Origin of the sequence: Cellvibrio chitinivorans (assembly GCF_035117775.1) — a bacterium.
Lineage (GTDB): Bacteria > Pseudomonadota > Gammaproteobacteria > Pseudomonadales > Cellvibrionaceae > Cellvibrio > Cellvibrio chitinivorans.
Genome location: NZ_JAYKKN010000001.1, coordinates 604,184 through 624,037, shown reverse-complemented (window position 1 = coordinate 624,037; position 19,854 = coordinate 604,184). Strand labels below are relative to the sequence as shown.

Here is a 19,854-nt window from a genome sequence, read left to right as displayed (position 1 = left end):
ACAGCGCAGAAACAAAATCCACTTAAACCCCAGCTAGGCTAAAGTTCATTCAGGTTGATTAATTGCACATCATTAAAAGGAAGCGTTTATGTCTGACAACCAACAGGCGTTGTTTTTGGAGGGGTCGATTGCGCGGGCGCTCATGACGCTGGCAGTGCCGATTATTCTTGCCAGCATTTTGCAGGCGGGCTACCAGCTGACCGATGCCTTTTGGGTCGGGCGATTAGGTGCAGCTGCAGTTGCAGCGGTATCGGTGAGTTTTCCGGTCACCTTTTTGGTGATTGCAATGGGTTCGGGGCTGGCGATGGCGGGGGCGACGCTAACCGCGCAGTACATGGGCGCCGGGCGGCCGGATATGGTCAACCATGTGGCGGCACAGACGATGCTGATGGTGACAGTGGTCTCGGTGATTTTGGGGTCAATCGGCTATTACCTATCACCCTATTTATTGCACCTGCTCAAGGTTGCTCCTGATGTGCACGAGGGCGCGCTGGGTTTTATGCGGGTGTCGTTTATCGGCATTATTTTTGTGTTTATCTTCTCCATGTTCCAGTCGCTGATGCGCGGCGTCGGCCAGACCAAAGTGCCGCTGTTGATTGTGCTGGGTACGGTGATTCTCAATTTCGCGCTCGACCCGCTGTTTATTTTTGGCTGGCAGTTTGTGCCTGCTTTCGGGGTGATGGGCGCAGCATTGGCGACGCTGGCAACCCAAGCGCTAGCAGCGGCGATTGGTATGTGGATATTTCTGCGCGGGCGCCACGGCATTCAACTGAATTGGCGCGCGTTTAAACCCGATCCAGCTTACATCAGACGCGCGTTTTTCCTCGGTTTTCCCGGCTCGGTGGAGTTATCCACACGCGGTTTGGGGCTGATGGTGATGTCGTTTCTGGTCACCAGTTTTGGCACCCTCACCATCGCCGCTTATGGCGTCGGCTCCAATATTTTGCAGTTCATCACTATTCCCGCGCTGGGCTTGTCCATGGCCGTTTCGACACTGGTGGGGCAGAACATAGGCGCGGGCAATATCCAGCGCGCGGCGCGTATCGCCATGCTCGGGTCGCTCTACGGTTTTGTTGCGCTCACGCTGGTGGGCATCATCACCTATATTTTTGCCCACAATATAGTCGCGTTTTTTGTCCCGGATGATGCCGAGGTTATCCGCGAAGGCGCAAAATTCATCCGTATTATGGCACTGGCTTGGGGCGGGATTGGCGTGCAACTGTGCATCGTTTCCACCTTCCGCGCCTCGGGCAATATGCTCAGCGCTATGGTGATTGCGATGGTGTCGCAGTGGATGATCCAGTTTCCCATGGCCTATGTGCTGTCCAAACACACGGACTTACACGAAACCGGCCTCTGGTGGTCATTTCCGGTGACCAATATCGCGGTGGCGATTATTGCGCTCTGCTGGTTTGCACGCGGCAGTTGGAAACAAACCCGCATCACTGAAGACGACAAACACATCGCCAAAGTGACTCAGGATGCCGTTATTGAGGATGGGTTGCCGGGTTAGATCAGCCCCTATACCCAGCCTTGCGCGCATCAAAACTCGACTGGGAAAGCAGATCGATTCCGCACTGTAAATCGCTGATCCAATCGAGAAACTGATGCACCATCGCCTTGCCCACAAAAGGGCTTCCGTGTTGCGGGACGATCATTTCCACATCCATTTGCCGCACCATGTTTGCCCAGAGGCGGCAGGCGCGATTGCTGGCCATGTAGCGCTGGTGAAAGCCGCGCATGTGCGGCACATGGGCGATGAAATCTTCTACCGGTTGTTCAGCGTGAGTTTCGATTAGCGACGCGCCCATATCGCCACTGAACAAGATTTTGCTGATGGGATCATAAAAGTGGAAGTTGCCCACTGAGTGCAAAAAATGAGCGGGCAACACCACAATTTCAGTTTCGCCCAAGGCAACAGCGCCACCCTGATCAGGCATGGCGATAATCCGCTCCTCAAAAGCCTGACAGTATTGCTGCGTCATAAATTGCGAGGCCAGGTGCGGCAAAAACCGCGACCAGAGTTTGGAGGTAACGACTTTGCACTGGGTGTGCATCATCCAGCGCGGCAATGAGGCGATTATGTCCGGATCTTGGTGAGAGGCGAAAATATAATCCAGCTGCTGCAGCTTCACCAATTTGCCCAGTTCGATATTAAGCGGCGTATAGGTGAGGTCGCCACCCGGGTCTATGAGCGCGGCGCGGCCATTATTGATAATCAAAAACTGGTTGGATTGAATGCCTTCACCAATCACCAAATCCGAAAACTGGATGCAGACATGATTGGGCTGCTTGTAGAGCACATGGGCTTTGTCTTTAGGGAAAAAGGGATGATTCATAAAAGTCTCCGCGAATAGCCCAGCCTAGTCGGGATGGCGCAGCGGACTTTGATACGAATCAAGCGAAGTGAAAATAACGGAAGAGTTTTTAATTCTGTTGAGCTATTTCAAATTCAATCGCAGAATTGACCAAATAAAAGCCCGCCCTGCGTTTGCAGGGCGGACTGGGGAAACATGCGGATCATTAATCCACAAAAAGGTTAATTTACAAACTTGGATAACAACCGCAGGTAATTCGACTGATAGCCGTTTGAGTTTTCGGTCACGCTCCAGGAATTGATCGGCCAACTGGTGTTGAAATCTTTATAGGCTTTCTGTGCTGGCTGGTCCTTGGGCGGAGTAATCGCTTCAACAGTTTCACATTTGGTATCGCTAGAGCTGGTAGTACAGTATCCATCCCTGTCATAGCTTGGGTTAGGGCCACCCACAAGGAATCCAGGCGCCGGGCCATAAATAGATGTGCTCACCTTGTCCCACTTAGCCGAGCCATCGGTAAACCAAGTGTGGTAGAACTCGTTCACCGAATTGTACACACCCAAACCATACATATTGGACAAGTAAACTTTCCCCTGCGGGTTAACTCCATGCAGGTAGTTCACATAGGTGAGTGCAGAGTTTTTGGCCGCTGTGGTGTCAAAACCGGTGATATTGAACTCAATCAGATCCATAAACATACTGCCCTTGGCCGACTTGGTGCTGTTGCTACCCCAACCGTAATAGTTGATGTAGGCAAAGTAGGGATCTTTTTTAGCCGTCATTGCCTGCCAGTTATCACTCGAGTTCATGGCATTTTTAAACCAGGTATTGATGTCGGTCGCAACGCTTGGGGTTACACCAGCCAGACTTGCGTAATAAAGCAGAGCGGTATTTTCCATTTCACGGAAAGAGTCGGAAAAGGTTTTGAGATCCGCATTTACATAGTCTGCTTCAAGATGGCTTTTGTAACTTGCACCGCCCGTAGCCGCATACAAGTACACGGCTGCCATACGTTTTTTAGTCGCGCGATCCTTGGTACTGGCAGTGCCGGTGTTCCAATCGATTGGTTCCTGCTGCCCAGCACCTAAATTGGCACTGCCCGGCTGCCGGCTTTCATCATTGTTAAAGAAAGTAACATCAGGGTTGGCGACTGCCCACGTCCAAGCCGCTTCTGCCCGGGTTTTGAGATCGTTCGCATAGCTAGTCAGCCCGGCATTGTTTTGCTCTCCCAATACTTTACTGGCAAACGCAAAGGCTGCCGCCGTAGACATAGTGGCATTGGTACTGGCAGTCCCGTAATAGCTGGGAGTGGTCGCGGTAGAGGGTGGGCTGGCGATGGGACCATTGGTTCCAATGTTGTGGGACAACCCCACAATGCTCAGCACCGAATTATTTCCCGTGGCATCCTGCATTTTTTTCAGCCAATCCAGCCCCCATTTCACCTCGTCGATAATATCGGGAATGCCGTTATCCGATTCGGGGATATTAAAGTCATCACCCCAAGCTGCTGGATTTTCGATATAGGCATGCAGCAAGGTCAGTACATAATCCGCCGCCCAAGTGGTGTACTTGTTGTAATCTCCCGCGTCATACCAACCGCCAGATAAATCCTTCGCAGTCGCTGCGTTAGTTTTATCGCTATACAGACGCGCTTCTGAATCCTGCCCTGCCGCTAGGTGACTGGCGCTATCCACCCAGGCCGCGTCGGCATAGGGTTCTTGCTTGGGAAAGCCAGCGCGCTGATAAAAGAAGGTTCGAAATGCTTCTTTCAGCACTGGTTTATACACATTGGCGTCTATCTTGAAATCGGGCGAGCGTAGGTTGTTGGTGTTATCCACCACCGCATAGTTACCGGATGTGGTGATGCTGGAAAAATCAAACCACCAGGCTTTATCGCCTGAGCTGGTATCAGTTTCACCCTGATTCCAACGGCTAGGTGCAGCACTTAGCACCACCTCATTGGTAGCCAGATTGATCAATTGATAAGTCGCGCCCGGCGTAAAACTCTTTGCCGCGTCATAACCGGTTTGCGGATCGCGGATCACCGCGATTTTTTGTGCATCCGGCAGATAGCCAAACTGATCCACCACAATAAATTCGCTGATAACTGCGGTTATAGGGCTTGATGACGAACTACCTGATGAACTTATCGAGCTGGACGCAAGACTGCTAGATTCAATCATCGAACTGGACGAAGCCATTAGCGACGAACTCACCGAAGAAGACAGCACACTCGATGACATTACCGAGGAAGAAATCGTTGAGGAGGACACCAGAGAAGAAGAAAGCGCCGATGATGCAACAATCGATGAAGGCGCTGAACTACTTGCCGGTGGAGCAGAGGATGCAGGCGCAGGATTGGAACCGCCGCCACCTCCACCACCGCAGGCTGCTAATGAACTGATAACCGAAAGGGTAATTAAAGATCTTAGTAAGGTCATAAATCGCTCTTATATTTATCTGATTTAATGCCTGATGATAACGGTTTCATCTTTAAGCGACAGCTAATTTTTGTACCGTTTTTATAACTTTACTCTTTCTTGCAGATCGCCTCAGTCCAGTTTCATCCATAAAAAAAACGAGGCGCTTTGGCCTCGTTTTTATCACTCATTATTTTTTCGTCGGCCGTTCCCAACCCTGAATATTACGCTGCTTGCTGCGCGCAATCGCCAGTTCAGCATCTTCGACATCTTTGGTGATAATCGAACCTGCGCCCACGGTTGCACCTGCGCCGATTTTCACTGGCGCGACCAACGCAGAGTTGGAGCCGATAAACGCGTTATCGCCAATTTCGGTTTTGAACTTATTCACGCCATCGTAGTTACAAGTGATGGTACCTGCGCCAACGTTTACCTTACTACCGACTTTGGCATCGCCGATATAACTCAGGTGATTCACCTTACTACCTTTGGCGATCACTGCTTTTTTGGTTTCCACAAAGTTGCCGATTTTCACCTCGTCGGCCAAATCTGTTCCCGGGCGCAAACGCGCGTAGGGGCCAATATCGCAATTCGCTGCCATCACTGCTTCTTCAATATGGCTGAAGGCTTTGATGTGCGAGTTGTTGCCAATCTTGCTATTGATGATCACGCAATTAGGCTCGATCACTACACCATCGCCCAAGACCACATCGCCTTCAAATACGCAGTTCACATCGATCACTACATCGCGACCGACGGTTAAATTACCGCGAATATCCAAACGCGCTGGATCGAGCAAGGTTACACCGGCAACCATCAACTCATTGGCTTTTTGTTTTTGATAAAAACGCTCCAGCGCCGCCTGTTGCTGGCGATTGTTGATGCCTTCAACTTCTTCAATCGCATCGGGTTGTTCAACATGAATCGCGATGCCATCGGCCTTGGCCATAGCGATAATATCGGTCAGGTAATATTCACCCTGTGCATTATTGTTCTGTAATTGCGGCAACCACTTTTGCAGATGCGCTGCTTTCACTGCCATGATGCCAGTATTAATTTCAGCGATTTTTTTCTGTTCATCGTTGGCATCTTTATGTTCAACAATCGCGATCACTGCGCCGGAAGCATCGCGCACAATGCGCCCGTAACCGGTTGGATCTGGCATGTTGACCGTAAGCAGCCCCATCTGCGTTTCATTTACGCCAGCAATCAATTTTTGCAGGGTTTCAGCGCGAGTGAGCGGTACATCGCCATAGAGGATTAACACAGTTGCATCATTGCGCAATTGTGGCAGCGCCTGTTGCACCGCATGACCTGTGCCCAGTTGCTGCGCTTGCAACACGAATTTCACATCGGGTGCAGCCATGCGTTCTTCCACTTTTTCCGCGCCGTGGCCAACGATAATTAAAATTTGTTCACCACCTACCTGACGCGCTGTATCCACCACATGCTGCACCAGCGCCTTGCCGCCAATCGGGTGCAAAACTTTTGGTAAGTCGGAGCGCATACGTGTGCCTTTACCGGCAGCGAGAACGAGGATGTCGAGCATGGTGAATTCCTTTGAGTTAAAAAACGATGCGAGTGTACAGTGGAGCAGTCTAAATAAAAAAGGCGACTCGAAAGTCGCCTTTTGGGTAATCCACAATCGATTACTTGCCTGCTTTTTTCTTGATCGCTTGCAAGGTACGCAATTGTGCAGCAGCTTCAGCCAATTGAATTTGAGCTCGTTGGAAGTCAATTTCTTTAGCTTGTTCAGAAAGCTGCTTTTGTGCCAGTTCTTGAGCTTCCAGCGCCGCGGCTTCATCCATATCATCAGCACGCAAGGCAGTATCTGCCAATACGGTTACATGATAAGGCTGAACTTCGAGGTAGCCACCGGAAACGAAAAACACTTCTTCAGCGCCGCCTTGTTTGATCAGACGCACAGGGCCTGGATTGATACCGGTCAGCAATGGCGCGTGTCCATAGGCAATACCTATGTCACCCAAAGTACCTGTAGCAATTACCATCTCCACAATACCGGAGAAAATTTCACGCTCAGCACTGACGATATCGCATTGAATTGTCATGGCCATATAGTGTCTCTTTAACTTGGATAAACTGTATTAATCCGCTCAAAACTAAACCCTGCACTCTCGTGCAGGGCTAGGTATTACTTGAGTTTGCCGGCTTTTTCTACAGCTTCGTCGATAGAACCCACCATGTAGAAAGCTTGTTCTGGCAGGTGATCGAAATCACCAGCAAGCAAGCCTTTGAAACCACGGATGGTTTCTTTCAGTGGAACGTATTTGCCCGGTGAGCCGGTGAATACTTCTGCTACGTGGAAAGGCTGAGACAGGAAACGCTCGATTTTACGTGCGCGCGATACGGTTTGTTTGTCTTCTTCTGACAATTCATCCATACCCAAAATCGCAATAATATCTTTCAGCTCTTTGTAGCGTTGCAATACGGTTTGTACACCGCGCGCTACTGCGTAGTGATCCTGACCGATGATCATTGGGTCCAACTGGCGTGAAGTTGAGTCCAGTGGATCAATCGCTGGGTAAATACCCTTAGCGGCGATATCACGGCTCAATACTACGGTTGAGTCCAAGTGCGCAAAGGTGGTCGCTGGTGACGGGTCAGTCAAGTCGTCCGCTGGTACGTATACCGCTTGTACAGAGGTGATAGAACCGATCTTGGTAGAAGTAATACGCTCTTGCAGAACGCCCATCTCTTCCGCCAGAGTTGGCTGATAACCTACCGCAGAAGGCATACGGCCCAACAATGCTGATACTTCGGTACCGGCCAGGGTGTAACGGTAAATGTTGTCAACGAACAACAGAACATCTTTACCTTCGTCACGGAATTTTTCTGCCATGGTCAAACCAGTCAGAGCAACACGCAAGCGGTTCCCCGGCGGCTCGTTCATTTGGCCATAAACCATCGCTACTTTATCTACTACGTTAGAGTCTTTCATCTCGTGGTAGAAGTCGTTACCTTCACGAGTACGCTCACCTACACCGGCGAATACAGACAGACCGCTGTGCTCTTTTGCGATGTTGTTGATGAGTTCCATCATGTTTACGGTTTTACCTACACCGGCACCACCGAACAGGCCAACCTTACCGCCTTTGGCGAAAGGACAAACCAGGTCGATTACCTTAATACCGGTTTCGAGCAGTTCTTCAGAAGCAGCCAGCTCTTCGTACTTTGGCGCTGCACGGTGAATTTGCATACGCTCTTTTTCACCGATTGGGCCAGCTTCGTCGATTGGGTTGCCCAATACGTCCATGATACGGCCGAGGGTTTCAACACCCACTGGCACTTTAATTGGCTCGTTGGTGTTGCTTACGGTCAAACCGCGACGCAGACCTTCTGAGGAACCAAGAGCAATGGTGCGCACAACGCCGTCACCTAATTGCTGTTGCACTTCGAGGGTAAGATTGCCTTCGGTAATAACCAGTGCGTCATACACTTTAGGCACTGCATCGCGTGGGAATTCCACATCGATAACGGCGCCGATAATCTGAACGATACGTCCGCTACTCATTTCCGGTTCCTCATTTGTTCCAGAAATTCCAGACCCTTTAATAGCACTCGGGGTTCTGAAGGATTAAATATAAAAATCGTTAGTCTTTCAGGGCAGATCAGGCGCAGCTTATTGAACTGCTGCCGCACCACCTACAATTTCAGACAGCTCCTGAGTAATCGCTGCCTGACGCGCTTTGTTGTAAATCAACTTCAAGCTATCAATCAATTCACCGGCGTTGTCGGTTGCGCTCTTCATCGCAATCATACGCGCTGCCTGTTCAGACGCCGCGTTTTCAACTACCGCTTGATACACTTGTGATTCGATAAAGCGAGTCAGCAAACCTTTTAACAGGAACTCTGCATCCGGCTCGTAGATATAATCCCAGTGATGTTTCAACTTGGTATTTTCTTCGGCCACCAGAGGCAGCAACTGGCGAACTTTGGGTGATTGCGTCATGGTATTAACAAAGTCGTTACCTACCAGATACAGCTTATCGATAGTGCCGGCTTCAAACGCATCCAGCATTACCTTCACGCTGCCGATCAGGTCAGCCACTTGCGGGGCTTCGCCGATATCGCGGGTAGAGGCAACAACATTGCCACCAAAGCTTTTAAAGAATTGACCCGCTTTGGCACCAATCAGACACAAATCAATCGCGATGCCGTTATCCGCCCAGACCTTCATATCTTTGATAGCTGCTTTGAACATATTTGTGTTCAAACCACCACAAAGACCGCGGTCACTGGAAACCAGGATATAGCCTACGCGTTTAACTTCGCGCTCTTTCATAAACAGGTGTTTGTACTCGGGGTTGGCGTTGGCCAAGTGCCCGACTACTTCGCGAATGCGATTGGCGTAAGGTTTACCCAATTGCATGCGCTCTTGTGCACGACGCATCTTACTCGCGGCGACCATTTCCATCGCGCTGGTAATTTTCTGCGTGCTTTTGACGCTAGATATCTGCGTCCGAATTTCTTTTGTGCTTGCCATCTCTCGAACCCCGGTTAAGGCCTAAGCCTAAAAGGTTAGAGATCGCTGCGAGTTAGCGCAGCGATCGCCAGATTACCAGGTGCGGCTCGCTTTCAGCTTGGTCACCAGCTCTTTGAATTTGCCTTCCAATTCGCCGTTCCAATCACCGGTCGCATCGATGTGCGCCATAGTGTCAGCGTATTCAGCTTTAGCAAAAGAGAGCAGGGCAGCTTCGAAGTCCAATACTTTGCTAACTTCGATATCTTTCAAGTGACCTTCGTTCGCAGCGAACAGTACCAATGCCATTTGCGCAACGCTAAATGGAGCAAATTGTTTTTGCTTCATCAGCTCGGTAACACGTTGACCGTGTTCCAATTGTGATTTGGTTGCTTCATCCAGATCTGATGCGAACTGGGAGAAGGCCGCCAACTCACGGTATTGCGCCAATGCGGTACGGATACCACCAGAGAGTTTCTTAACTACTTTAGTTTGTGCAGCACCACCTACACGCGATACCGAAATACCGGCGTTCATCGCAGGACGGATACCTGAGTTGAACATGGACGACTCAAGGAAGATCTGTCCGTCGGTAATAGAGATCACGTTGGTTGGAACGAACGCAGAAACGTCACCAGCTTGGGTTTCAATGATTGGCAGTGCAGTCAAAGAACCGGTTTTGCCAGTCACTTCACCTTTGGTGAATTTCTCTACGTAGTCTTCGCTTACACGAGATGCGCGCTCAAGCAGACGCGAGTGCAGATAGAACACATCGCCTGGGTAAGCTTCACGGCCTGGTGGACGGCGCAGCAACAGAGAGATTTGACGGTAAGCCCAAGCTTGCTTGGTCAGGTCGTCATAAATGATCAGGGCATCTTGACCGCGATCGCGGAAGTATTCACCCATAGTACAACCGGCAAACGGAGCCAGGAATTGCATCGCCGCTGGATCAGATGCAGTCGCAGCGATCACAATGGTGTGCTCCATAGCGCCGTGTTCTTCCAGCTTGCGTACAACGCTTGCAATAGAAGAAGCTTTTTGGCCGATAGCAACATAAATACACTTAATGCCAGAACCTTTTTGGTTGATGATGGCATCAACAGCAATGGCAGTTTTACCGATTTGACGATCACCGATGATCAGCTCGCGCTGGCCACGGCCGATAGGTACCATCGCATCGATTGCTTTCAAACCGATTTGTACTGGCTGGTCTACCGACTTACGCCAAATTACGCCCGGAGCAATTTTTTCAACTGCATCGGTCATTTTAGCGTTCAGCGGACCCTTACCGTCGATTGGGTTGCCCAGTGCGTCAACAACGCGACCGAGCAATTCCGGACCAACAGGCACTTCAAGGATACGGCCGGTACACTTACATTTTTGGCCTTCGGCCACACCGCGGTAATCACCCAGAATTACAGCACCAACGGAGTCGCGCTCCAGGTTCAGTGCCATACCGTAGATACCGCCTTCAAATTCAATCATCTCACCGTACATAACATCGGCGAGACCGTGAATACGAATAATACCGTCTGTTACAGAAACGACAGTACCTTCGTTTTGTGCTTCTGTTGAAAACTCAAGGCCAGCAATGCGCTGCTTGATGATTTCACTGATTTCAGAAGGATTCAGTTGCTGCATGCTCTGTTCCTCAACCCTAAAATTAGGATTTCATTGCTTCGGCGAGCTTCGCCAAGCGGCCACGGACTGAACCGTCGATAACCATATCGCCAGTAGAGATAAGAACACCGCCTAACAGACTCTTATCTACAGAACTTTGAACACTGACTTTACGATCCAGTTTGGCGCTTAGTGCCTGAGCCAATTTGTTGATCAAGTCAACCGGCAACTCATAAGCTGCGGTTACCTCGACATCGATAGTTTTTTCTTGCTGCGCCTTCATTCTGGCAAACAATTCTTTTACGAACGGAAGCAGTGCCAGACGTTTATTGCTCGCAAGGGTGTGGATGAAATTCTTTTGATTTTCATCCATCTTTTCACCACAAACTTGTACAAAGATGGAAGCTTTTTGTGCTGCAGAAAGACCAGATGCGCCCAAGGCTTTTTTCACCTGATCTTGTTCTGCTACAGCGGCTGAAACTTCCAGAGCTTCAAACCATGACTGCAATTTATTGGCAGCCAAGGCGAATTCAAATGCTGCTTTGGCGTAGGGTCTAGCCAAGGTAGTCAGTTCAGCCATATCTACCTCTCTTAGAGCTCTGCAGCGAGTTTGTTTACCAACTCGTTGTGAGCGTTTTGATCGATAGAGGATTCAAGAATTTTTTCTGCACCAGCCAGAGCAAGAACCACTACTTTATTGCGCAATTCTTCTTTTGCACGGGCAGTAGCTTGTTCAATTTCAGCTTGGGCAGAGGCCTTGATACGCTCAACTTCAACACGTGCTTTCTCTTTTGCTTCTTCAACAACTTCGATTGCACGTTTGTTAGCTTGATCGATAATCGCGGCAGCTTCTTTCTTCGAAGCTGTAAGCTGCTCAACGACTTTCTTTTTGGCCAATTCCAAATCTTTTTCGGCTTTATCTGCAGCCTGTAGCCCATCAGCGATACGCTTGGTGCGTTCCGCCATTGCCGCAACAATGGGAGGCCACACATAACGTTGTGTCAGGTAAATGAAGATGGCAAACGCCACTATCTGACCGATGAAAGTTGCATTAAGGTTCACAGTTGAATGCCTTTGTTAAAGGGATTTAATGTTAATGCGCGAGTACTTAAACAACCGCAAACAAAATGTACATGCCGATACCAACACCAATCATTGGAACCGCATCCACCAGACCCATAACAACGAAGAACTGGGTACGCAGCATTGGCAGCAATTCTGGTTGACGAGCAGCGCCTTCCAAAAACTTACCACCCAACAGTGCTACACCGATTGCAGCGCCGATTGCGCCCAAACCGATAACCAGTGCACCCGCCAAATAAATCAAAGCTGTTGCTTCATTCACAGTGTTTTCTCCTACTTAAGTTGATAAAAATTAAAAACCAAAAAACAAATTGTAAAACTTAGTGTTGTTCATCCGTTTGGAACGCCATGCTCATATAAACAATGGTCAGAACCATAAAGATAAATGCTTGCAGGGCGATGATCAGAATGTGGAACAGCGCCCAGATAATTTGCAGTGACATACCAAATACACCCAGAACCAAATTCACACCGATCATGATTGCGATCAGAATGAAAATAACTTCACCAGCGTAAAGGTTACCGAACAGACGCAGACCCAGAGAGATAGGTTTAGCGATCAAGTTGGACAATTCCAGAACCAGGTTTACTGGAATCAACAGCAGTTGTACAAAAGCATTACCGCTGTGGAATGGATGCAGAGTCAGCTCTTTAGCAAAACCTACAAGGCCTTTTTCACGCAAGCTGAAGAAAATAATTAACAGGAAAACCGTCGCCGCCATACCCAAGGTGATGTTAGGGTCGGTTGATGGAACAACTTTGAAGAATACCGAGTGAGGATCGGCGCCCAATACATGCACACCAAATAACTCAGCAGTTTTCGGTAGCAAATCGATCGCAATCAAGTCCATCGCATTCATAAAGAATACCCAGACCAAAATTGTGAGAGCCAGTGGGCCAACTACAACGCTTTTGTAAGGAAACATGCCCTTAACGCTGTTATCAACAAATTCAACAACTGCTTCGATACCGTTTTGAAAACCAGTGGGAACATCGCTGGTCACTTTTTTCGCGACGCTGCGGAAGATGAAGAAAAACAGAGCACCTAAAAACAACGACCAACCCATGGTATCTACGTTAACGGCCCAAAAGCCCATTTGTGCAGCTTCATCACCGTTATGGGCAAAGCCCCAAGTACCATCGGGTAATTTTCCATAGGTGAGGTTGGTAAGGTGGTGTTTGATATATTCTGAGGACGTAATTGCTTCTGCGTGTTCAGCGGATGACATTATTTAATTCCAAATGACCAAAGTTGAAATCGGTTCTCACTAGCGGCGCCCGGCGGGGCTGCGAACTAGCGGATATAGCCAGGCAATTGCCTGAACCAACACATAAGCCAAAATCATAGTCGCTGCGTAAGTGGCACTTTTGAATAGCGCTATCTGCTTGAACGCGAGCAAAAACAACAGGGCTGTGATAACAAACTTTCCCAATTCACCGACGTAAAAAGCCGCCAGTATTTTCTGGGTGGACGCGCCCAATCGGGGACGAAACGTCACGAGTGCCAGCCACAAATTGGCTGCCACGCAAATAATTCCACCAGTAAACATTGAAATTGCGATCTGATAATCGACCGCAAGAGCCAGGGCACTGATCACCAAGCTTACTAATAATTGAACTGCCACTATTCGAAGAGCAAAGCCACGCCCATTTAGATAACGCGACATTTTGAATCTTGCCCTCTTTTTTTGCGGCGGCATTCTGTCACAAAGAACCGCTTATTACCATTGGTAACAGGTTTATGCTCCAGACGCCCAAACGTGGCGCATTATAGAGATTAAGCCCCCTAGCAGCAACCATCGGACTAGCACCAAACACAAAAACTGCCTAGTAAATTTGCTGTAAATTTAGGCGTAATTTTTGTGTTTACTGCAAATAGTGTTTGATGTGGATATGGACAACTAGATATTGGGGACAGGCGCCTTTTGCATAGGCGCCAGAAGAACAATAAGAAACGTAAAAATTTATTTGATGTGGCCGAGAATGCCGTCCAATTCATCAAGCGAGTTGTAACTAATCACCAATTTTCCCTTACCTTTGGCGCCATGCTGGATCTCAACCCCAGCACCCAAGGTATCGGAGAGTTGATCTTGCAGGCGGCGGATATCAGCGGAAACCGTCACTTCAGGTTTTACCTTTTCCGCATCGCGCCCTTCCTGATGCAGACGTACCAAGGCTTCGGTCTGACGTACCGATAACCCCTTAGCGACAATCTGCCGCGCAATCGCACGCTGGGTTTCAGGGTCGAGTGTCAGCAGAGCACGAGCATGACCCATTTCCAGATCACCGTGTTCCAGCAGAGTTTTTACTTCATCGCTCAGGGCGATAAGGCGCAGCAAATTGGTGATAGTGGTACGGGATTTCCCCACCGCTTGCGCCACTTCCGCATGAGTCAGTTCAAATTCATCTTGCAAACGCTTGAGCGCAACAGCTTCCTCGATGGGATTTAGGTTTTCGCGCTGGATGTTTTCAATTAGCGCCATCGCAATTGCTGCTTCGTCGGGCACATCGCGAATAACCGCCGGAATTTTATCTAACCCTGCAATTTGGGTAGCACGCCAGCGGCGTTCTCCAGCGATAATTTCGTAACGACCTTCACCAATTGAGCGCACTACAATCGGCTGCATTACGCCCTGAACTTTGATCGATTCGGCCAATTCTTCCAAGGCTTCAGGATGCATGTCGCGACGCGGTTGATATTTGCCGCGCTGGATCAGTTCCACCGGGATATGCGCGAGTTTGCCATCGCGATATTCCAGTTTGCTATCTACTTCCGCAGGATTTATCGGCATTTCGGGCGCAGGTGCAGTTACACCCAAACCGGCACTCAAGAGTGCATCCAAGCCTTTTCCTAATCCTTTGCGTTTTGTCGACATCTGAATCGCCTTAATCAGTTTTGTTAGAGAGTTTCTGCAGCCGCAGAAGATTTAGCGCCGGTTTCATTGCGACGCAAAATTTCACCCGCGAGCGCCAAATAGGCAATTGCGCCTTTGGATTGGCGATCAAATGCTAACACGGGCATACCAAAACTCGGCGCTTCAGCGAGGCGCACATTGCGCGGAATGCAGGTGCGATACAAACGATCGCCAAAATGCTGCTGCAATTGCGCCGATACATCGTTGGTCAAACTGTTACGCGGATCATACATGGTGCGCAGCAGGCCTTCGATTTTTAAATTCGGATTGAGCACTTTTTGAATTTGGTTGATGGTGCCAACCAACGCCGACAAACCCTCGAGCGCATAGTATTCACATTGCATGGCGATGATTACGCCATCGCAGGCAGTCAAACCGTTCAAGGTCAACATGTTGAGCGAAGGCGGGCAGTCGATAAGAATATAATCAAATTGATCACGCACTTGATGGAGTGCATTTTGCAAACGACGCTCTTTGTTATCGAGCGCGAGCATTTCCACTTCTGCGGCCGTTAAGTCGCCATTTGCAGCCAATACCTGATATTTGCCACTTTCCGAAAAAACCAAACATTCATGAATGGTTTTGCGTTCTGTGAGCACATCGTAAACTGAATGCTCGACTTCATTTTTATTTACACCACTGCCCATAGTGGCGTTACCTTGTGGATCGAGATCCACTAGCAAGACACGCTTTTTGGTTGCTACCAGTGATGCTGCTAAATTCACACAGGTGGTGGTTTTACCCACACCACCTTTTTGATTGGCAATAGCGTATATCTTGGTCAAGTGAAAATCCTATAACCACAGTGTGGTTGAAAATTTTTATTGTTTTGGCTGTAAAACCAGCAGATGGCGTTCACCATCGGTTTCAGCAACCAAAAGTTTACTACTTTCAAGCAAGGAAATTTTATCGGCGATGGGGGTAAGTTCATCCTGCGGAAACAGGCCTTTCATCGCTAAAAAAATACCATCCGATTCCAACAGGTGAGTACAGCCGTCAGTCATATCTTGCAAACTTGCAAATGCGCGGCTGATCACCGCGTTAAATTTTTGCTCAGGCTGGAATTCTTCTACACGGCGATTTTCAACCGTGACATTGGTTAACCCAAGCAGCGTTTTTACCTGAAATAAAAAACGGGTTTTTTTACCGTTGCTATCGAGCAGGGTAAATTGTTTTTCCGGAAACATAATTGCCAGTGGAATTCCCGGTAAACCGCCGCCGGTGCCAACATCAATAATCCGCGTAGCGGAAAATTTTTTATTGGCAGTAAACCAAGGCACCACACTTAAACTATCCAATAGATGGCGCGCCACCATTTGGCGAATATCGCGCACTGCAGAAAGATTATAGGCTTTATTCCATTTTTCAAATTCGCGCACATAGACGAGCAGTTTTTCAATCTGCTCGTCATTCAGCGCTACCGACATTTCGACAGCGCCGCGCACCAGTTGATTGCGCAATTCAGTGTGTAAATCAGTCACTCACAACTCACTTAGTTCAATAGCAAAAAATTACGATGCTTGCTGCTCTGGTGCATCGTCTTGCAAGCGTTTTAACACACCGCGTTTTTTCAAATAAATCAGCACCAGCGAAATCGCCGCTGGTGTAATACCGGAAATGCGCGAAGCGCGCGCTAGCGTTTGCGGCCGCGCAGCGGTCAATTTTTGTTTGACCTCATTCGATAAACCATCCACCACCGAGTAATCAAAGTCATCTGGGATGATAGTATTTTCGTAAGCGCGCAAACGCTCAACATCTTCTTGCTGACGCTCAATATAACCGGAATATTTTGCTTCGATTTCAACTTGTTCCGCTGCCGCTTCATTGGCAATCGATTCACCTTTGAGCGAAGCGATATCGTTGTACGACAATTCCGGACGGCGCAATAAATCCATCAAGCTGTATTCGCGCGTCAATTTGGTTTGAATTATCGCTTCGACTTTTTCTGCTTCAGTTGATCCCGCTTGAATCCAAGTGGAACGTAAACGCTCTTGTTCCAGCGCAATCTGCTCACGTTTATCGCAAAACACTTTCCACTGAGCTTCGCTAATCAAACCAAATTCGCGCGCTTGTTCAGTCAAACGCAAATCGGCGTTATCTTCACGCAACAATAAACGATATTCGGCGCGGCTGGTGAACATGCGATAGGGTTCTTTGGTGCCAAGCGTAATCAAGTCATCGACCAACACACCAACATAAGCTTGATCGCGCGTTGGGCACCAAGCCGGTTTTTCTTGCGCGCGCAGCGCGGCGTTGATACCAGCAAGCAAGCCTTGCGCTCCAGCTTCTTCGTAACCAGTAGTGCCGTTGATTTGACCCGCAAAAAATAATCCGCCGATCACTTTGGTTTCCAAACTGTGCTGCAAATCCTGTGGATTAAAGTAATCGTATTCGATCGCATAGCCCGGGCGCAGAATATGGGCGTTTTCAAAACCTTTCATTGAGCGCACGATTTCCAACTGCACATCAAACGGCAAGCTGGTGGAAATCCCATTCGGATAAAGTTCATGGGTAGTCAAACCTTCCGGTTCGATAAACACCTGATGCGAATCTTTATCCGCGAAGCGGTGAATTTTATCTTCAATTGATGGGCAGTAACGCGGGCCGATGCCTTCGATCACACCTGAGTACATGGGTGAGCGATCGAGATTGCGGCGAATCACATCGTGAGTTTTTTCATTGGTGTGGGTGATGTAGCAGCAAATTTGGCGCGGCTGCATAGCGCGATTGCCCATTACCGACATCACCGGGCGCGGTTCATCGCCAAATTGTTTTTCCAGCACATCAAAATTCACCGTGCGCGCATCAATGCGCGGCGGAGTACCGGTTTTTAAACGATCAACGCGCAGCGGTAATTCGCGCAGGCGTTTGGAAAGTGCAATCGATGGCGGATCACCCGCGCGACCACCGGAATAATTTTGCATGCCGATGTGGATAAGGCCGCCGAGGAAAGTCCCCGCAGTCAACACCACTTGGTTGGCCATAAATTTCAGACCCATTTGGGTCACAACACCGCGCACCTGATCGTTTTCCACAATCAGATCGTCAGCAGCTTGCTGGAAGATCCACAGATTCTCCTGATTTTCCAAGGTTTCGCGAATCGCCGCTTTATAGAGAATCCGGTCAGCTTGAGCGCGGGTTGCACGCACCGCTGGACCTTTGCGCGCATTCAATACGCGAAATTGAATACCGCCTTTATCAGTCGCCAGTGCCATAGCACCGCCCATGGCATCGATTTCTTTCACCAGATGGCTTTTGCCAATCCCACCGATGGCTGGGTTACAGGACATTTGGCCGAGGGTTTCAATGTTGTGGGAGAGCAACAGGGTTTTACAGCCCATGCGCGCCGCGGCCAGACAAGCCTCGGTACCGGCATGGCCACCGCCGATCACAATCACATCAAAACGATCCGGGAAAATCATCGCTTACTACCTTGCAGCTGGGCTGCTTACGAATACCTTGGACAGGCTAGGGACAAAAGGGGCGACATTATAGAGCGACTCTTGGATTTGCACAAAACTTGTACAGGGATTAATCAGTAGATTTTTTATCCATCGCTTTTTAACGCCCTTTTCTGCCAATGGAATCCGGAATTGATTCTGAGACTGTCTGAGACATGGATGTCGAAGACAAGCCCCCATGGACGCTTTTCCTTAAATGGAAGGGGCGGCGTGTCTCAGAATCGATTTCGGATTCCATCTCTATCCAAACTAAAAACTTATTCAAAAAAACTGTTCGCGTTACAACAAAGGAAAATTTTTTTTAATTTATGAAATATATATTTTGTTATTTAGGGTTTTAAAAGATGTTGTTATATATGTAGATCATTATTTCTGTGGATAAGGTAAAAAAGTTATTATTTTTCAGTATGTTAATTCAATGATAACCGATAGGAAAACGACTCGGTAAGCTGGTTTTAAGCTGGCAGAAAGCTGGTTGTAACAAGTGGAGTTATACAGAAAAAAGGGAAAAGTGGATTTATCCCCAAAACCCTACCCAGTTTTTGTCATCAAGATGCACAGGGTTGTGCACACCTCTGTTTGGTAGATAACAAAAATTCTCGTTAAAACAGGTATTTACAGCAGAAATCTCGATTTTCCTGTGGATAACCTGTGTAACTATGTGGAAAAGACTGAAGATAAGTCTGTATTAAGGTGACTTTAACTGGAAGGTTTATCAAAAAATAACCAAATCAATCAGGACGACTTAAGTTGTGCCTGAACTTCAGATTCAACCAAGGTTTCAGCAAAAGTTTCATCCAACCATCGCTGTGTAGACACCTGCGCATCCAACCAACATAGTAATAAATCCCAATCTTTGCGGTCGCGCTCATGGCTTTGCAGCTTGTAATCCCCAATGCCACGCCCTTCGCTATAGGCGCGCACATAGTGTTGGGTGTCTCGGAGTGTTGCGGGGAAGGGGATGTTTAGACTGAGCAAAAACTTTTGCAGCCGCTCCCAGGCATTGGTTTGTTGTTTAACGCGATTGGCAACCACTGCGATGGGACGACGTTGGCGACGCATGCTGCGGTTGAGTAAGAGTTCACCGATAAAACGGGCGCTGGCGCGAATATCGATATCCGAAGGTAAGACCGGCACTATGATGAGATCGTGATTCTGGATCACATCCTCCAGCTCATTGCCCGACAAGCCGGGCGCTGAATCGGTAATCAGCCAGTGAGTGGATTTTGGGGCGCGCCATTGAAAGCTGCGGGTGGTGCGGCTGTGCACATCGATCTTTACTCCAAAAATCGCAGGTAAATTAGCGGGGCGCGAGGCCAACCAATGGCTGGCGGAGCCCTGCGGATCGGCATCGACTAGCACGGTGGTTTCGCCGCGTTGGGCGAGCCATGTGGCCAAATTGGTACTGACGGTAGTTTTGCCGGAGCCGCCTTTGCCGTTAATCACCAGAATGCGGCAGGCCGATAGCAGTTGTATCGCCACCAGCGGATCGTTGCTGTTAGTGGCGTTGTGAATGGAGTGGAGAGAATTGGACATGGTGCATATCTCTTTATCTGATAA

At 48.8% G+C, this 19,854-nt stretch carries 18 protein-coding genes; 1 reads left to right on the top strand and 17 read right to left on the bottom strand.

Annotated elements, in window-relative coordinates; translation table 11 throughout:
• Positions 1 to 88 precede the first annotated feature (88 nt).
• Positions 89 to 1,513, top strand: coding sequence for an MATE family efflux transporter (locus SPL68_RS02680; RefSeq protein WP_323813519.1), 1,425 nt, complete (start codon positions 89 to 91; stop codon positions 1,511 to 1,513).
• Position 1,514: 1 nt separating this feature from the next.
• Here SPL68_RS02680 and SPL68_RS02675 read toward each other — a convergent pair whose 3' ends face one another.
• From SPL68_RS02675 to SPL68_RS02595, 17 genes are all read right to left on the bottom strand, one after another.
• Positions 1,515 to 2,339, bottom strand: coding sequence for an oxygen-binding di-iron domain-containing protein (locus SPL68_RS02675; RefSeq protein ID WP_323813518.1), 825 nt, complete (start codon positions 2,337 to 2,339; stop codon positions 1,515 to 1,517).
• A gap of 200 nt (positions 2,340 to 2,539) precedes the next feature.
• Positions 2,540 to 4,756, bottom strand: coding sequence for a glycoside hydrolase family 9 protein (locus tag SPL68_RS02670; RefSeq protein ID WP_323813517.1), 2,217 nt, complete (start codon positions 4,754 to 4,756; stop codon positions 2,540 to 2,542).
• 169 nt (positions 4,757 to 4,925) lie between these two features.
• Positions 4,926 to 6,284 carry a bifunctional UDP-N-acetylglucosamine diphosphorylase/glucosamine-1-phosphate N-acetyltransferase GlmU gene (glmU, locus tag SPL68_RS02665; RefSeq protein ID WP_323813516.1) on the bottom strand — a complete coding sequence of 453 codons (1,359 nt, stop codon included), beginning with the start codon at positions 6,282 to 6,284 and terminating at the stop codon, positions 4,926 to 4,928.
• 100 nt (positions 6,285 to 6,384) lie between these two features.
• On the bottom strand, positions 6,385 to 6,810 hold the full coding sequence (locus SPL68_RS02660; RefSeq protein WP_323813515.1) for a F0F1 ATP synthase subunit epsilon: 426 nt from the start codon (positions 6,808 to 6,810) through the stop codon (positions 6,385 to 6,387).
• A 77-nt stretch (positions 6,811 to 6,887) separates the two neighbouring features.
• The gene (gene atpD / locus SPL68_RS02655; RefSeq protein WP_323813514.1) at positions 6,888 to 8,267 is read right to left on the bottom strand and encodes a F0F1 ATP synthase subunit beta; all 1,380 of its coding nucleotides are present in this window, start codon (positions 8,265 to 8,267) and stop codon (positions 6,888 to 6,890) included.
• A gap of 108 nt (positions 8,268 to 8,375) precedes the next feature.
• Positions 8,376 to 9,239 carry a F0F1 ATP synthase subunit gamma gene (gene atpG / locus SPL68_RS02650; protein ID WP_323813513.1) on the bottom strand — a complete coding sequence of 288 codons (864 nt, stop codon included), beginning with the start codon at positions 9,237 to 9,239 and terminating at the stop codon, positions 8,376 to 8,378.
• A gap of 72 nt (positions 9,240 to 9,311) precedes the next feature.
• A complete protein-coding gene (atpA, locus tag SPL68_RS02645; RefSeq protein ID WP_323813512.1) occupies positions 9,312 to 10,856 on the bottom strand; it encodes a F0F1 ATP synthase subunit alpha in 1,545 nt (514 codons plus the stop codon).
• Between the two features lie 22 nt (positions 10,857 to 10,878).
• Positions 10,879 to 11,415, bottom strand: a complete 537-nt coding sequence (locus SPL68_RS02640) for a F0F1 ATP synthase subunit delta (RefSeq protein WP_323813511.1) — start codon at positions 11,413 to 11,415, stop codon at positions 10,879 to 10,881.
• 11 nt (positions 11,416 to 11,426) lie between these two features.
• Positions 11,427 to 11,897, bottom strand: a complete 471-nt coding sequence (locus SPL68_RS02635; protein WP_323813510.1) for a F0F1 ATP synthase subunit B — start codon at positions 11,895 to 11,897, stop codon at positions 11,427 to 11,429.
• Between the two features lie 46 nt (positions 11,898 to 11,943).
• A complete protein-coding gene (gene atpE, locus SPL68_RS02630) occupies positions 11,944 to 12,180 on the bottom strand; it encodes a F0F1 ATP synthase subunit C (RefSeq protein WP_323813509.1) in 237 nt (78 codons plus the stop codon).
• 58 nt (positions 12,181 to 12,238) lie between these two features.
• Positions 12,239 to 13,147 carry a F0F1 ATP synthase subunit A gene (atpB, locus tag SPL68_RS02625; RefSeq protein WP_323813508.1) on the bottom strand — a complete coding sequence of 303 codons (909 nt, stop codon included), beginning with the start codon at positions 13,145 to 13,147 and terminating at the stop codon, positions 12,239 to 12,241.
• Between the two features lie 39 nt (positions 13,148 to 13,186).
• On the bottom strand, positions 13,187 to 13,618 hold the full coding sequence (locus SPL68_RS02620; protein ID WP_323813507.1) for an ATP synthase subunit I: 432 nt from the start codon (positions 13,616 to 13,618) through the stop codon (positions 13,187 to 13,189).
• Between the two features lie 264 nt (positions 13,619 to 13,882).
• Positions 13,883 to 14,794, bottom strand: coding sequence for a ParB/RepB/Spo0J family partition protein (locus tag SPL68_RS02615; RefSeq protein WP_323813506.1), 912 nt, complete (start codon positions 14,792 to 14,794; stop codon positions 13,883 to 13,885).
• Positions 14,795 to 14,817: 23 nt separating this feature from the next.
• Positions 14,818 to 15,618 (bottom strand): ParA family protein, encoded by an 801-nt coding sequence (locus SPL68_RS02610; RefSeq protein WP_323813505.1) that lies wholly within the window; start codon positions 15,616 to 15,618, stop codon positions 14,818 to 14,820.
• 36 nt (positions 15,619 to 15,654) lie between these two features.
• Positions 15,655 to 16,260 (bottom strand): 16S rRNA (guanine(527)-N(7))-methyltransferase RsmG, encoded by a 606-nt coding sequence (rsmG, locus tag SPL68_RS02605; RefSeq protein ID WP_416377413.1) that lies wholly within the window; start codon positions 16,258 to 16,260, stop codon positions 15,655 to 15,657.
• Between the two features lie 84 nt (positions 16,261 to 16,344).
• Positions 16,345 to 18,255, bottom strand: coding sequence for a tRNA uridine-5-carboxymethylaminomethyl(34) synthesis enzyme MnmG (mnmG, locus tag SPL68_RS02600; RefSeq protein WP_323813503.1), 1,911 nt, complete (start codon positions 18,253 to 18,255; stop codon positions 16,345 to 16,347).
• Between the two features lie 774 nt (positions 18,256 to 19,029).
• Positions 19,030 to 19,830 (bottom strand): ParA family protein, encoded by an 801-nt coding sequence (locus SPL68_RS02595; protein ID WP_323813502.1) that lies wholly within the window; start codon positions 19,828 to 19,830, stop codon positions 19,030 to 19,032.
• Between the last annotated feature and the right edge of the window lie 24 nt (positions 19,831 to 19,854).

Coding starts and splice junctions, on each gene's coding strand:
- SPL68_RS02680 (WP_323813519.1), top strand. CDS start 89: ATGTCTGACAACCAACAGGCGTTGTTTTTGGAGGGGTCGATTGCGCGG.
- SPL68_RS02675 (WP_323813518.1), bottom strand. CDS start 2,339: ATGAATCATCCCTTTTTCCCTAAAGACAAAGCCCATGTGCTCTACAAG.
- SPL68_RS02670 (WP_323813517.1), bottom strand. CDS start 4,756: ATGACCTTACTAAGATCTTTAATTACCCTTTCGGTTATCAGTTCATTA.
- glmU (WP_323813516.1), bottom strand. CDS start 6,284: ATGCTCGACATCCTCGTTCTCGCTGCCGGTAAAGGCACACGTATGCGC.
- SPL68_RS02660 (WP_323813515.1), bottom strand. CDS start 6,810: ATGGCCATGACAATTCAATGCGATATCGTCAGTGCTGAGCGTGAAATT.
- atpD (WP_323813514.1), bottom strand. CDS start 8,267: ATGAGTAGCGGACGTATCGTTCAGATTATCGGCGCCGTTATCGATGTG.
- atpG (WP_323813513.1), bottom strand. CDS start 9,239: ATGGCAAGCACAAAAGAAATTCGGACGCAGATATCTAGCGTCAAAAGC.
- atpA (WP_323813512.1), bottom strand. CDS start 10,856: ATGCAGCAACTGAATCCTTCTGAAATCAGTGAAATCATCAAGCAGCGC.
- SPL68_RS02640 (WP_323813511.1), bottom strand. CDS start 11,415: ATGGCTGAACTGACTACCTTGGCTAGACCCTACGCCAAAGCAGCATTT.
- atpB (WP_323813508.1), bottom strand. CDS start 13,147: ATGTCATCCGCTGAACACGCAGAAGCAATTACGTCCTCAGAATATATC.
- SPL68_RS02620 (WP_323813507.1), bottom strand. CDS start 13,618: ATGCCGCCGCAAAAAAAGAGGGCAAGATTCAAAATGTCGCGTTATCTA.
- SPL68_RS02615 (WP_323813506.1), bottom strand. CDS start 14,794: ATGTCGACAAAACGCAAAGGATTAGGAAAAGGCTTGGATGCACTCTTG.
- rsmG (WP_416377413.1), bottom strand. CDS start 16,260: ATGTCGGTAGCGCTGAATGACGAGCAGATTGAAAAACTGCTCGTCTAT.
- mnmG (WP_323813503.1), bottom strand. CDS start 18,255: ATGATTTTCCCGGATCGTTTTGATGTGATTGTGATCGGCGGTGGCCAT.
- SPL68_RS02595 (WP_323813502.1), bottom strand. CDS start 19,830: ATGTCCAATTCTCTCCACTCCATTCACAACGCCACTAACAGCAACGAT.